The organism is Streptomyces sp. R818, assembly GCF_056172735.1.
On the sequence record NZ_JAOCNE010000006.1, the window covers coordinates 707,352 to 720,562 of the forward strand.

General features: G+C 69.8%; 10 protein-coding genes. All 10 read left to right on the forward strand.

What is annotated here, in order from left to right; all coding sequences use genetic code 11:
• Positions 1-27: 27 nt before the first annotated feature.
• The 10 genes from nuoE to nuoN are packed head-to-tail and all read left to right on the forward strand — an operon-like array spanning position 28 to position 13,080.
• Positions 28-849, forward strand: coding sequence for an NADH-quinone oxidoreductase subunit NuoE (gene nuoE, locus N5I75_RS19620; RefSeq protein ID WP_476679552.1), 822 nt, complete (start codon positions 28-30; stop codon positions 847-849).
• Positions 849-2,216, forward strand: coding sequence for an NADH-quinone oxidoreductase subunit NuoF (gene nuoF, locus N5I75_RS19625; RefSeq protein ID WP_476679216.1), 1,368 nt, complete (start codon positions 849-851; stop codon positions 2,214-2,216). Before nuoE ends, nuoF begins: the two co-directional genes overlap by 1 nt.
• Positions 2,213-4,714 carry an NADH-quinone oxidoreductase subunit G gene (locus N5I75_RS19630; protein WP_476679217.1) on the forward strand — a complete coding sequence of 834 codons (2,502 nt, stop codon included), beginning with the start codon at positions 2,213-2,215 and terminating at the stop codon, positions 4,712-4,714. The genes nuoF and N5I75_RS19630 overlap by 4 nt, the downstream gene beginning before the upstream one ends.
• 5 nt (positions 4,715-4,719) lie before the next feature.
• Positions 4,720-6,129, forward strand: coding sequence for an NADH-quinone oxidoreductase subunit NuoH (gene nuoH, locus N5I75_RS19635; RefSeq protein ID WP_476679553.1), 1,410 nt, complete (start codon positions 4,720-4,722; stop codon positions 6,127-6,129).
• The gene (gene nuoI, locus N5I75_RS19640; RefSeq protein WP_476679218.1) at positions 6,122-6,781 is read left to right on the forward strand and encodes an NADH-quinone oxidoreductase subunit NuoI; all 660 of its coding nucleotides are present in this window, start codon (positions 6,122-6,124) and stop codon (positions 6,779-6,781) included. Before nuoH ends, nuoI begins: the two co-directional genes overlap by 8 nt.
• Positions 6,781-7,590, forward strand: coding sequence for an NADH-quinone oxidoreductase subunit J (locus N5I75_RS19645; protein ID WP_476679219.1), 810 nt, complete (start codon positions 6,781-6,783; stop codon positions 7,588-7,590). Before nuoI ends, N5I75_RS19645 begins: the two co-directional genes overlap by 1 nt.
• Positions 7,587-7,886: an NADH-quinone oxidoreductase subunit NuoK gene (gene nuoK, locus N5I75_RS19650; RefSeq protein ID WP_003974374.1), complete on the forward strand. Its 300-nt coding sequence runs from the start codon at positions 7,587-7,589 to the stop codon at positions 7,884-7,886. Before N5I75_RS19645 ends, nuoK begins: the two co-directional genes overlap by 4 nt.
• A gap of 15 nt (positions 7,887-7,901) precedes the next feature.
• A complete protein-coding gene (gene nuoL, locus N5I75_RS19655) occupies positions 7,902-9,854 on the forward strand; it encodes an NADH-quinone oxidoreductase subunit L (protein WP_476679220.1) in 1,953 nt (650 codons plus the stop codon).
• Positions 9,855-9,859: 5 nt separating this feature from the next.
• Complete coding sequence (locus tag N5I75_RS19660) at positions 9,860-11,434, forward strand: NADH-quinone oxidoreductase subunit M (protein WP_476679221.1); 1,575 nt, start codon at positions 9,860-9,862, stop codon at positions 11,432-11,434.
• On the forward strand, positions 11,431-13,080 hold the full coding sequence (gene nuoN / locus N5I75_RS19665) for an NADH-quinone oxidoreductase subunit NuoN (RefSeq protein WP_476679222.1): 1,650 nt from the start codon (positions 11,431-11,433) through the stop codon (positions 13,078-13,080). Before N5I75_RS19660 ends, nuoN begins: the two co-directional genes overlap by 4 nt.
• The last annotated feature ends 131 nt before the right edge of the window (positions 13,081-13,211 follow it).

Below are 13,211 nucleotides of genomic sequence, written 5' to 3' on the forward strand. Positions count from 1 at the left end.
CCCTCGGAGCAGGGCGTGAGCCTGGGCATGCCACAGCTGCCCGCGCCCGGCTACCCGGACGACGTCCGAGCCCGCCTTGAGGCGGACGCGAAGGAGATCGTCTCCCGCTACCCCGGCTCCCGCTCGGCGCTGCTCCCGCTGCTGCACCTCGTCCAGTCGGAGGAGGGCCATGTCACGCGCACGGGCATGCAGTTCTGCGCCGACGTCCTCGGCCTGACCACCGCCGAGGTCACGGCCGTCGCCACCTTCTACACGATGTACCGGCGCGCCCCCGGCGGCGACTACCAGGTCGGCGTCTGCACCAACACCCTGTGCGCGGTCATGGGCGGCGACGCGATCTTCGAGTCGCTCCAGGAGCACCTGTCCGTCGGCAACGGCGGCACCACGGACGACGGCAAGATCACCCTTGAGCACATCGAGTGCAACGCGGCCTGCGACTTCGCGCCCGTGGTGATGGTGAACTGGGAGTTCTTCGACAACCAGACGCCGGACTCCGCCAAGCGGCTCGTCGACGACCTGCGCGCGGGAGCGCCGGTCTCACCGACGCGCGGCGCCCCGCTGTGCACCTTCAAGGAGACGGCGCGCATCCTGGCCGGCTTCCCCGACCAGCGCGAGGGCGCCGTCGAGGCGAGCGGCAGCGCGGGCCCCGCGTCCCTGGTCGGACTGCGCCTCGCCAAGGGCGAGACGGAGCCCGCGCGCGTGGTCCACCCGCGCGCCGAACACACCGAGGGCGACACGCCCCACGACCCGTCGCCCTCCGAGCACCTCAGCTCGCACGACGCGCCGCAGGACACATCGGCCTCCGACCCGGCCCACCCGGCGGGCCCCGCCGCCGAGGAGGGGGAGTGATGACCTTGGCGACCGAAGTCGAGAACAACGACACCAGCCCGGAGAAGGTGCTCGCACCGGTCCTCTCCGCGTTCTGGGACGAGGACAAGTCCTGGTCCCTGGACGTCTACCGACGCCACGACGGCTACGAGGGACTGCGCAAGGCCCTCGCGATGGAGCCGGACGACCTCATCGCCTACGTGAAGGACGCGGGCCTGCGCGGCCGAGGCGGCGCGGGCTTCCCGACGGGCATGAAGTGGCAGTTCATCCCGCAAGGCGATGGCAAGCCGCACTATCTAGTTGTCAACGCCGACGAATCGGAGCCCGGGACCTGCAAGGACATCCCGCTCCTCTTCGCGAACCCGCACAGCCTCATCGAGGGCATCGTGATCGCCTGTTACGCGATCCGTTCCGAGCACGCGTTCATCTACCTGCGCGGCGAGGTCGTCCCCGTACTGCGGCGGCTGCACGAGGCGGTCCGCGAGGCGTACGACGCCGGGTACCTCGGGCAGAACATCCTCGGGTCCGGCCTCAACCTGGAACTCACCGTGCACGCGGGCGCGGGCGCGTACATCTGCGGTGAGGAGACCGCACTCCTGGACTCGCTCGAGGGCCGCCGCGGCCAGCCGCGACTGCGTCCCCCCTTCCCGGCCGTCGCGGGCCTGTACGCGTGCCCCACTGTCGTGAACAACGTCGAGTCCATCGCGTCGGTTCCCGCGATCCTCCATCGCGGCAAGGACTGGTTCCGTTCGATGGGCAGCGAGAAGTCCCCGGGCTTCACGCTCTACTCGCTCAGCGGCCACGTCGCCTCGCCCGGCCAGTACGAGGCCCCGCTCGGCATCACGCTGCGCCAGCTCCTCGACATGAGCGGCGGCATCCGTCCGGGCCACCGTCTGAAGTTCTGGACGCCGGGCGGCAGTTCCACCCCGATGTTCACCGACGAGCACCTCGACGTGCCCCTCGACTACGAGGGCGTCGGCGCCGCCGGATCGATGCTCGGCACCAAGGCGCTCCAGTGCTTCGACGAGACCACGTGTGTGGTGCGCGCGGTCACGAGGTGGACGGAGTTCTACGCCCACGAGTCCTGCGGCAAGTGCACGCCCTGCCGCGAAGGCACCTACTGGCTCGTGCAGTTGCTCCGCGACATCGAGGCCGGCAAGGGCTCGCTGAGCGACCTCGACAAGCTCAACGACATCGCCGACAACATCAACGGCAAGTCGTTCTGCGCCCTCGGCGACGGCGCCGCCTCGCCGATCTTCTCGTCGCTCAAGTACTTCCGCGACGAGTACGAGCAGCACATCACGGGCAAGGGCTGCCCCTTCGACCCGGCCCGCTCGACCCTTTGGGCGGATGGGACCGACAAGCACCGCACGGAGGTGAACGCGTGACTGTCACGACCAGCGCTCCCTCCGGGGGCGGCGAGGCGGCCGTTCCGCCGGAGGACCTCGTCTCGCTGACGATCGACGGCATCGAGATCAGCGTGCCCAAGGGCACCCTGGTGATCCGCGCCGCCGAACTCCTCGGCATCGAGATCCCCAGATTCTGCGACCATCCGCTCCTCGACCCGGCCGGCGCCTGCCGCCAGTGCATCGTGGAGGTGGAGGGCCAGCGCAAGCCGATGGCGTCCTGCACCATCACCTGCACCGACGGCATGGTGGTCAAGAGCCAGCTCTCCTCGCCCGTCGCCGAGAAGGCGCAGGTCGGCGTGATGGAGCTGCTGCTCATCAACCACCCGCTCGACTGCCCGGTCTGCGACAAGGGCGGCGAGTGCCCCCTGCAGAACCAGGCGATGTCGCACGGCCAGTCGGAGTCCCGCTTCGAGGGCAGGAAGCGGACCTACGAGAAGCCGGTGCCGATCTCCACGCAGGTGCTGCTCGACCGTGAGCGGTGCGTGCTGTGCGCGCGCTGCACCCGGTTCTCGAACCAGATCGCGGGCGACCCGATGATCGAGCTGATCGAGCGCGGCGCGCTCCAGCAGGTCGGCACGGGCGAGGGCGACCCGTTCGAGTCGTACTTCTCCGGGAACACCATCCAGATCTGCCCGGTGGGCGCGCTGACCTCGGCGGCGTACCGATTCCGCTCCCGGCCCTTCGACCTCGTGTCGTCCCCGTCTGTGTGCGAGCACTGCTCCAGTGGCTGTGCGACCCGCACCGACCACCGGCGCGGCAAGGTCATGCGCCGCCTTGCGGCCAACGACCCCGAGGTCAATGAGGAGTGGATCTGCGACAAGGGCCGGTTCGGCTTCCGGTACGCGCAGCGTCCCGACCGGCTGACGACGCCTCTGGTGCGGGACGCGGAGACGGGTGAGCTGCGGGCGGCGTCGTGGCCGGAGGCCCTTGAGGTCGCCGCGCGCGGGCTCGGTGAGGCACATGGCCGCACCGGTGTCCTGACCGGCGGCCGTCTCACGGTCGAGGACTCCTACGCGTACAGCAAGTTCACCCGCGTCGCCCTCGGCACGAACGACATCGACTTCCGCGCGCGCGTGCACAGCAGCGAGGAAGCGGACTTCCTCGCGGCGCGCGTCGCGGGTCGCGGTCGTGACCTGGACGGCAGCGGCGTCACGTACGCGAAGCTGGAGGCGGCGCCCGCGGTGCTGCTCGTCGGCTTCGAGTCGGAGGAGGAGGCGCCCGGCGTCTTCCTCAAGCTCCGCAAGGCGTGGCGCAAGCACGGGCAGAAGGTGTTCTCCCTCGCCACGCACGTGACGCGGGGCCTGGAGAAGGCGGGCGGCACGCTGCTGCCCGCCGCGCCCGGCACCGAGACCGACTGGCTGGACGCGCTCGCCTCCGGCGTCGGTCTGGAGGGCGCGGCCGGTGCCGCCGCCTCCGAGGCCCTGCGCGCCGAGGGCGCCGTGGTCGTCGTCGGCGAGCGGCTCGCGGCCGTCCCCGGTGGTCTGACCGCCGCCGTACGGGCCGCCTCGGCGACCGGCGCCGAGCTGGTGTGGATCCCGCGCCGGGCCGGTGAGCGCGGCGCCGTCGAGGCGGGCGCGCTGCCGTCGCTCCTCCCGGGCGGCCGTCCGGCGACCGACCCGCGCGCGCGGGACGAGGTCGCCGGGGTGTGGGGTGTGGCCGCGCTGCCGCACCGCTTCGGCCGGGACACCGGCCAGATCGTCGAGGCCGCCGCCACCGGGGAGCTACGGGCCCTGGTCGTCGCCGGGGTCGAGATCGCCGACCTGCCGAACCCGGCACGCGCGCGTGAAGCCCTTCACGAGGTCGGGTTCCTGGTCTCTCTGGAGCAGCGGCCGAGCGAGGTCACCGAGCACGCGGACGTCGTCCTGCCGGTGGCCGCGGTCGCCGAGAAGGCGGGCACCTTCCTCAACTGGGAGGGCCGGGCGCGGATGTTCGAGGCCGCGCTCAAGCCCGACCAGATGACGCGCCGCGTCGCCCCCACGGACGGGCGCGTCCTGCAGATGCTGGCCGATGCCATGGACGTCCACCTCGGGCTGCCCGACCTGCGGGCCGCGCGCCGTGAGCTGGACCGGCTCGGCAACTGGGACGGGCCGCACGCGGGCGAGCCCCTGGAGACCGGCGCCCCGGTGCCGCGCCCGGCGGCCGGTGAGGCGGTCCTCGCCGGGCACCGGCTCCTGCTCGACCAGGGGCGCCTCCAGGACGGCGACGAGGCGCTCGCCGGGACCCGGCACGCCGCCCACGCGCGCGTGTCCGCCGCCACCGCCGCCGAACTGGGCGTCAAGGACGGCGACGCGCTCACCGTCACCGGGCCCGCGGGCGCGGTCGCGCTGCCGCTCCAGGTCACGCTCATGCCGGACCGCGTGGTGTGGCTGCCGCTCAACTCCGCGGGCGGCGGCGTCGCTTCGGACACCGGTGCCGTCCCCGGCGACCTGGTGAAGATCGGCCCGGCGCTCGCCGCGGCCCCGGAGGTGCAGTCATGAGCGTCATGGCCCTGAGCCCCATGGCACTGAGTCCCACGGCGTCGAGCCCGCTGGCCGCCGAGGACCTGTCCATGTTCGGCACCGACCCGTGGTGGCTGGTCGTCGTCAAGGCGGTGTTCTGCTTCGCCTTCCTGATGGTGACCGTGCTGTTCTCCATCGTGTGGGAGCGCAAGGTCGTCGCCTGGATGCAGCTGCGCATCGGCCCGAACCGGCACGGCCCCTGGGGCATGCTCCAGTCGCTCGCCGACGGCATCAAGCTGATGCTCAAGGAAGACGTCATCGTCAAGCGCGCGGACAAGGTGGTCTACGTCCTCGCGCCGGTCGTCGCCGCGATCCCCGCGTTCATGGCGATCGCCGTGATCCCGTTCGGCCCGTCGGGCAACGAGGTCTCGATCTTCGGCCACCGTACGGCGATGCAGCTCACCGACCTGCCGATCGCGATGCTCTACATCCTCGCCGTCGCCTCCGTCGGCATCTACGGCATCGTCCTCGCCGGCTGGTCCTCCGGATCGACGTACCCGCTCCTCGGCGGCCTGCGCTCCTGCGCGCAGATGATCTCCTACGAGATCGCGATGGGCGCCGCGTTCGCCTCGGTGTTCCTGTACTCGGGATCGATGTCGACCTCGGAGATCGTCGCCCAGCAGCACGACCGCTGGTACATCGTGCTGCTCCCGGTCTCGTTCCTGATCTACATCGTGACGATGGTCGGCGAGACCAACCGCGCCCCGTTCGACATGCCGGAGTCCGAGGGCGACCTCGTCGGCGGCTTCAACACCGAGTACTCGTCGATCAAGTTCGCGATGTTCATGCTCGCCGAGTACGTGAACATGGTGACGGTCTCCGCGGTGTCCGTGACGCTCTTCCTGGGCGGCTGGCGCGCACCGTGGCCTGTCTCCACGTTCTGGGAGGGCGCGAACCACGGCTGGTGGCCGCTCCTCTGGTTCGTCGTCAAGGTGCAGCTCCTGCTGTTCTTCTTCATCTGGCTGCGCGGCACGCTGCCCCGCGTCCGCTACGACCAGCTGATGAAGCTCGGCTGGAAGGTCCTCATCCCGGTCTCGGTGGTGTGGCTGATGCTCGTCGCCACGGTGCGGACGCTGCACAACGAGAACTACGACTTCGCCGACATCGCCCTCTACATCGGCGGCGCCATCCTCGTGATCCTGCTGCTCTCGTTCGCCGTGGACATCTTCCGCGACCGGGGCGAGAAGCAGCGCGCCGAGGCCGAGGAGCCCGCCGCGTTCGACCCGATGGCGGGCGGGTTCCCGGTGCCGCCGCTGCCCGGACAGACCCTGCCACCCGTGCCGCGACGGCGCCCGCGCCGGGAGCGCGAGCTGATTGTCAGTGGCGGGCCCGATACTGCGAGTGACGAATCACTCGGCGGATCTCGTGACGGAAAGGAGGCGTCCGATGGCTGACGAGAACCAGAACGAGAACGCGAACGAGAAGGACACCACGCCCGGGTTCATGAACCCGGTGGCCGGCTTCGGCGTGACCTTCAAGGCCATGTTCAAGAAGCGGCTGACCGAGCAGTACCCGGAGCAGAAGAAGACCACCGCTCCCCGCTTCCACGGCAGGCACCAGCTCAACCGCCATCCGGACGGCCTGGAGAAGTGCGTCGGCTGCGAGCTGTGCGCCTGGGCCTGCCCGGCGGACGCCATCTACGTGGAGGGCGCGGACAACACCGAGGAGGAGCGCTACTCCCCGGGCGAGCGGTACGGCCGCGTCTACCAGATCAACTACGCCCGCTGCATCCTGTGCGGCCTGTGCATCGAGGCGTGCCCCACGCGCGCGCTGACGATGACGAACGAGTTCGAGCTGGCCGACAGCAGCCGCGCCAACCTCATCTACACCAAGGAGCAGCTGCTCGCCGGTCTGGAGGAGGGCATGGTCGACTCGCCCCACTCGATCTTCCCCGGCACGGACGAGCAGGACTACTACCGGGGCCTGGTCACCGAGGCCGCGCCCGGCACCGAGCGCCAGGTCGCCGTCAGCAAGGGCGAGACGCCCCAGGAGGCGGCCAGTACGTTCGGTGAGGGCGAGCCCGCGTCGGAGCAGGTGATCCGGTGATGACGCAGCTCGCCGCTTATTCGACCTCCACCGGCGAGGCCTTCCAGTTCTGGGTCCTCGGCACGGTCGCCGTCATCGGCGCCCTGTGCACGATCCTGATGAAGAAGGCCGTGCACAGCGCCCTGTGCCTCGCCGGGACCATGATCATCCTCGCGGTCTTCTATCTGGCCAACGGGGCGTACTTCCTGGGCATCGTGCAGATCGTCGTCTACACCGGCGCGATCATGATGCTGTTCCTCTTCGTCGTCATGCTCGTCGGCGTCACCGCGGCCGACTCCCTCACGGAGACCATCAAGGGGCAGCGCTGGCTGGCCGCCCTGTGCGGGCTCGGCTTCGGCGTCCTGCTGATCGCGGGTATCGCCAACGCGTCGCTGTCGCACTTCAACGGCGTCGGCAAGGCGAACGCGGGCGGCAATGTGGAGGGCCTCGCCATGGTCATCTTCACCAAGTACGTCTTCGCCTTCGAGATCACCGGCGCCCTGCTGATCACCGCCACGGTCGGCGCGATGGTGCTCACGCACCGCGAGCGCACCGAGCGGGCCAAGACCCAGCGCGAGCTGGCCGAGCAGCGGATCCGCGGGGGCAAGCACCTGCCCCCGCTGCCCGCCCCCGGCGTCTACGCCCGGCACAACGCGGTGGACATCGCTGGGCTCCTGCCCGACGGCACCCCGTCCGAGCTGACCGTCATGGGGACGCTGCGCGACCGCGGCCAGATCCGCGACGTCTCGGGCGAGGCGCTCAGCGATCTCAAGGCCCTGGAGCAGCGCTCGGCCGACCGCCTCGAGCGTTCAGAGGAGGCGTCGAAGTGAACCCCGTCAACTACCTGTACCTCGCCGCCCTGTTGTTCACGATCGGCGCCACCGGCGTGCTCATCAGGCGGAACGCGATCGTCGTGTTCATGTGCATCGAGCTGATGCTGAACGCGTGCAACCTCGCGTTCGTCGCGTTCTCCCGGATGCACGGCAATCTCGACGGCCAGATCATCGCGTTCTTCACGATGGTCGTCGCCGCCGCGGAGGTCGTGGTCGGCCTCGCGATCATCGTGTCGCTGTTCCGTTCCCGCCACTCGGCCTCGGTCGACGACGCCAGCCTGATGAAGCTGTAAGGGGCCGCGAACCACATGAACGCAGAGAACCTGATCGCGCTGCTCGTCGCGGCGCCCCTGCTCGGAGCGGCCGTCCTGCTGTGCGGCGGCCGGGCCCTGGACCGGGTGGGCCACCTGCTCGGCACGGTGCTCGCGGCCGTCTCCTTCGTGATCGCCGCCATCCTCTTCACCGACATGCTCGGCAAGGGCGCGGAGGAACGCACCTTCCACCAGCACCTGTTCAGCTGGATCCCCGTCGAGGGGTTCCAGGCGGACGTCGCCTTCCAGCTCGACCAGCTGTCCATGACGTTCGTCCTGCTGATCTCCGGCGTCGGCACGCTGATCCACCTGTACTCGATCGGCTACATGGAGCACGACGAGCGGCGCCGCCGCTTCTTCGGCTACCTGAACCTGTTCGTCGCGGCGATGCTGCTTCTCGTCATCGCCGACAACTACCTGCTCCTGTACGTCGGCTGGGAGGGCGTGGGCCTCGCCTCGTACCTCCTGATCGGCTTCTGGCAGCACAAGCCGAGCGCGGCCACCGCCGCGAAGAAGGCGTTCCTGGTCAACCGCGTCGGCGACATGGGTCTGTCGATCGCGATCATGCTGATGTTCACGACGTTCGGGACGTTCGCCTTCGGCCCTGTGCTCGACAGCGTCGGTGACACCTCCGAGGGCAAGCTGACCGCGATCGGCCTGATGCTGCTGCTCGCCGCGTGCGGCAAGTCGGCGCAGGTCCCGCTCCAGTCCTGGCTCGGGGACGCGATGGAGGGCCCGACCCCGGTCTCGGCCCTCATCCACGCCGCGACCATGGTCACCGCGGGCGTCTACCTGATCGTCCGCTCCGGGGCGCTGTTCAACGCCGCGCCGGACGCGCAACTGGTCGTCACCATCGTCGGCGCGGTCACGCTCCTGTTCGGTGCGATCGTCGGTTGCGCGAAGGACGACATCAAGAAGGCCCTCGCTGGCTCGACGATGTCGCAGATCGGCTACATGATCCTCGCCGCGGGCCTCGGCCCGATCGGCTACGTCTTCGCGATCATGCACCTGGTGACGCACGGCTTCTTCAAGGCCGGGCTCTTCCTCGGCGCCGGTTCGGTCATGCACGGCATGAACGACGAGGTCGACATGCGGAAGTACGGCGGCCTCAGGAAGTACATGCCGGTCACCTTCGTGACGTTCGGCCTCGGCTACCTCGCCATCATCGGCTTCCCGGGCCTGTCCGGCTTCTTCTCCAAGGACAAGATCATCGAGGCGGCCTTCGCCAAGGGCGGGACCGAGGGCTGGATCCTCGGCTCCGTCGCCCTGCTGGGCGCCGCCATCACCGCGTTCTACATGACCCGCGTGATGATCATGACGTTCTTCGGTGAGGAGCGCTGGAAGAACCGGGCCACCGCCTCGCCGGAGCAGCCCAGCGCGGAGCCCGCCGCCGAGACGCGCGGCGCCCACGACGAGCCGCATCCGCACGAGTCGCCGTCGTCCATGACGATCCCGATGATCCTGCTGGCCGTCGGTTCGGTCTTCGCGGGCGGCTTCTTCTCCATCGGCGACCGCTTCCTGCACTGGCTGGAGCCGGTCACCGGGCACTCCCACGGGCACGCGCCGATCAGCGCGGGCGTCGTCACGGGCGCCACCATGGTGTGCCTCGTCATCGGCGTCGGCGTCGCCTGGCTCCAGTACGGGCGCCGGGAGGTTCCGGCGGTCGCCCCGCGCGGCTCGCTGCTCACCCGGGCGGCCCGCCGCGACCTGCTCCAGGACGACTTCAACCACGTCGTCCTCGTCCGCGGCGGCGAGCACCTCACGCGCTCGCTCGTCTACGTCGACCACACCCTGGTCGACGGGGTGGTCAACGGGACGGCGGCGTCGGTGGGCGGCCTCTCAGGACGGCTGCGCAAGCTCCAGAACGGCTACGTGCGCTCGTACGCCGTCTCGATGTTCGGCGGTGCGGCGGTCATCACCGCCGTGACCCTGCTGATGAGAGCGGTCTGATACCGATGTCCTTTCCTCTGCTGACAGCGACGGCGGTGCTCCCGGCCGTGGGCGCGATCGCCACGGCCGCCGTGCCGGCGAAACAGCGCACCGCGGCCAAGTGGCTCGCCCTGCTCGTCTCGGTTGGGACGCTCGTCCTCGCGGCGATCGTCGCGGTCCGGTTCGACCCGGACGGCGGCCGCTACCAACTCACCGAATCGCACGCGTGGATCGCCGACTTCGGCGTCCGCTACGAAGTGGGCGTGGACGGCATCGGGGTGGCGCTCATCGCGCTGACCGCGCTGCTCATGCCGTTCATCATCCTCGCCGGGTGGCACGACGCGGACCCGCAGGAAACGGGAAACAGCCGGTGGCGGCCGACGCAGGGCTTCTTCGCCCTGATCCTCCTGGTCGAGGCGATGGTGATCATCTCCTTCGCGGCCACGGACGTCTTCGTCTTCTACATCTTCTTCGAAGCCATGCTCATCCCGATGTACTTCCTCATCGGCGGCTTCGGGGACCGGGCCCACGCGGGCACGGACGAGAACGCGGCGGCGCAGCGCTCCTATGCGGCCGTCAAGTTCCTCCTCTACAACCTCGTCGGCGGCCTCATCATGCTGGCGGCCGTCATCGGCCTCTACGTGGTCGCGGGGAACTTCTCGCTCCAGGAGATCGCCGAGGCGCGGGCCAACGGTTCGCTCTCCATGGCGACCAGCACCGAACGCTGGCTGTTCCTCGGCTTCTTCTTCGCCTTCGCGGTGAAGGCCCCGCTGTGGCCGCTGCACACCTGGCTGCCGAACGCGATGGGCGAGGCCACGGCGCCGGTCGCGGTGCTGATCACGGCGGTGGTCGACAAGGTCGGCACGTTCGCGATGCTCCGCTTCTGCCTCCAGCTCTTCCCGGAAGCGAGCAAGTGGGCGACGCCGGTGATCCTGGTGCTCGCCCTGATCAGCATCGTCTACGGAGCGCTGCTCGCGGTGGGCCAGCGGGACATCAAGCGCCTGGTGGCGTACGCGTCGATCTCGCACTTCGGCTTCATCATCATGGGCATCTTCGCGATGACCAGCCAGGGCCAGTCCGGCGCGACGCTCTACATGGTCAACCATGGCATCTCGACCGCGGCGCTGATGCTGGTCGCCGGGTTCCTGATCTCGCGGCGCGGCTCGCGGCTCATCGCGGACTACGGCGGCGTGCAGAAGGTCGCCCCGGTCCTCGCCGGCACGTTCCTGATCGGCGGCCTGGCGACGCTGTCGCTGCCGGGGCTCGCCCCGTTCGTCAGCGAATTCCTCGTCCTGGTCGGCACGTTCGCGCGCTACCCGGTCATCGGCATCATCGCCACCATCGGCATCGTCCTGGCCGCGCTCTACACGCTGGTGCTCTACCAGCGCACCATGACGGGCCCGGTGAAGCCGTCGACCGAGGGCATCGCGGACCTGCGCGTGCGTGAGCTGGCGGTGGTGGTCCCGCTGATCGCCGTACTGATCTTCCTCGGTGTGTATCCGAAGCCGCTCACCGAGCTGGTGAACCCGGCGGTCAAGCACACCATGTCCGACGTCCAGAAGAAGGACCCGAAGCCGGAAGTGGAGGCGGCCCACAAGTGAGCGCATCTGCCGTCCACAGCCTGTGGACAACTGCCGCCGACCCGATCTCCAAGATCGACGCACCGAAGATCGAGTACGGGCAATTGTCCCCGACCCTGATCGTCATCGGTGCCGCCGTCCTGGGGGTCCTGGTCGAGGCGTTCGTGCCCCGCAAGTCCCGTTACTACGTGCAGGTGTTCCTGTCGGTCGTCGCGCTCGCCGCCGCCTTCGCGGCCGTCGTGGCGCTCGCGGCCGGCGGGTACGGCACGACGAAGGCGCACATCGCGGCCATGGGCGCGATCGCCGTCGACGGCCCGGCCCTCTTCCTCCAGGGCACGATCCTGCTCGCGGGGATCGTCGCGGTCTTCACCTTCGCCGAGCGGCGGCTCGACCCGGAGGCGCACGGCAACCGCGTCGACTCCTTCGCCGCGCAGGCCGCCTCCGTACCGGGCAGCGACAGCGAGAAGGCCGCGGTCAAGGCGGGCTTCACGACCACCGAGGTCTTCCCGCTCGTGCTCTTCGCGATCGGCGGCATGCTCGTCTTCCCGGCGGCCAACGACCTCCTGACGCTCTTCATCGCCCTGGAGGTCTTCTCCCTCCCGCTGTACCTGCTGTGCGCCGTGGCCCGCCGCAAGCGGCTCATGTCGCAGGAGGCCGCCGTCAAGTACTTCCTGCTCGGCGCCTTCGCCTCGGCCTTCACCCTGTTCGGCATCGCGCTCCTGTACGGCTACGCGGGCTCCGTCTCGTACGCCACCATCGCGAGCGTCGCCGACGGCTCGGTGACCGACATCGACCCGGCGCTCGCCGACACCATGGGCAACGACGCGCTGCTGCTCATCGGCATGGCGCTCGTCGTGATGGGCCTGCTCTTCAAGGTCGGCGCCGTGCCCTTCCACATGTGGACGCCGGACGTCTACCAGGGCGCGCCGACCCCGGTCACCGGCTTCATGGCGGCGGCCACGAAGGTCGCCGCGTTCGGCGCGCTGCTCCGCCTGCTCTACGTGGTCCTGCCCGGCCTGCGCTGGGACTGGCGGCCGGTCATGTGGGCGATCGCCATCGTCACGATGCTGGCCGGCGCGATCGTCGCGATCACGCAGACCGACATCAAGCGGCTCCTGGCGTACTCGTCGATCGCGCACGCCGGGTTCATCCTCGCGGGTGTCATCGCGACCACCCCGGACGGCGTCTCGTCGGTCCTCTTCTACCTGGGCGCGTACTCCTTCGTCACGATCGGCGCCTTCGCCGTGGTGACGCTCGTGCGCGACGCGGGCGGCGAGGCGACGCACCTGTCGAAGTGGGCGGGGCTCGGCCGCCGCTCCCCGCTGGTCGCGGCCGTCTTCGCGGTCTTCCTGCTCGCCTTCGCCGGTATCCCGCTGACCTCCGGGTTCGCGGGCAAGTTCGCCGTGTTCAAGGCGGCGGCGGAGGGCGGTGCGGGCGCGCTCGTCGTGGTCGGTGTGGTGTCCTCCGCGATCGCCGCGTTCTTCTACATCCGGGTGATCGTCCTCATGTTCTTCAGCGAGCCGAAGGCGGACGGCCCGACCGTGGCCGTGCCGTCGCCGCTGACCATGACGACGATCGCGGTGGGGGTGGCCGTCACGGTGGTGCTGGGCCTCGCGCCGCAGTACTTCCTCGACCTGGCCGGTCAGGCGGGGGTCTTCGTCAGGTAGCCGTTTCCGAGGCGCCCGGCACCCTTCACGAGGGGCGCCGGGCGCTTCGCTGTCCCGAGCCTGTGGATAACTTCGTGGGCTGTCGGTGCGGACCCCTATGGTTGCTGAGGTGGTCGAGACGATGGACGGGA

Bases quoted from the DNA above. Each gene is read 5' to 3' on its own strand.
- nuoE (WP_476679552.1), top strand. From the start codon at position 28: ATGCCACAGCTGCCCGCGCCCGGCTACCCGGACGACGTCCGAGCCCGC.
- nuoF (WP_476679216.1), top strand. From the start codon at position 849: ATGACCTTGGCGACCGAAGTCGAGAACAACGACACCAGCCCGGAGAAG.
- nuoH (WP_476679553.1), top strand. From the start codon at position 4,720: ATGGCCCTGAGCCCCATGGCACTGAGTCCCACGGCGTCGAGCCCGCTG.
- nuoI (WP_476679218.1), top strand. From the start codon at position 6,122: ATGGCTGACGAGAACCAGAACGAGAACGCGAACGAGAAGGACACCACG.
- N5I75_RS19645 (WP_476679219.1), top strand. From the start codon at position 6,781: ATGACGCAGCTCGCCGCTTATTCGACCTCCACCGGCGAGGCCTTCCAG.
- nuoL (WP_476679220.1), top strand. From the start codon at position 7,902: ATGAACGCAGAGAACCTGATCGCGCTGCTCGTCGCGGCGCCCCTGCTC.
- N5I75_RS19660 (WP_476679221.1), top strand. From the start codon at position 9,860: ATGTCCTTTCCTCTGCTGACAGCGACGGCGGTGCTCCCGGCCGTGGGC.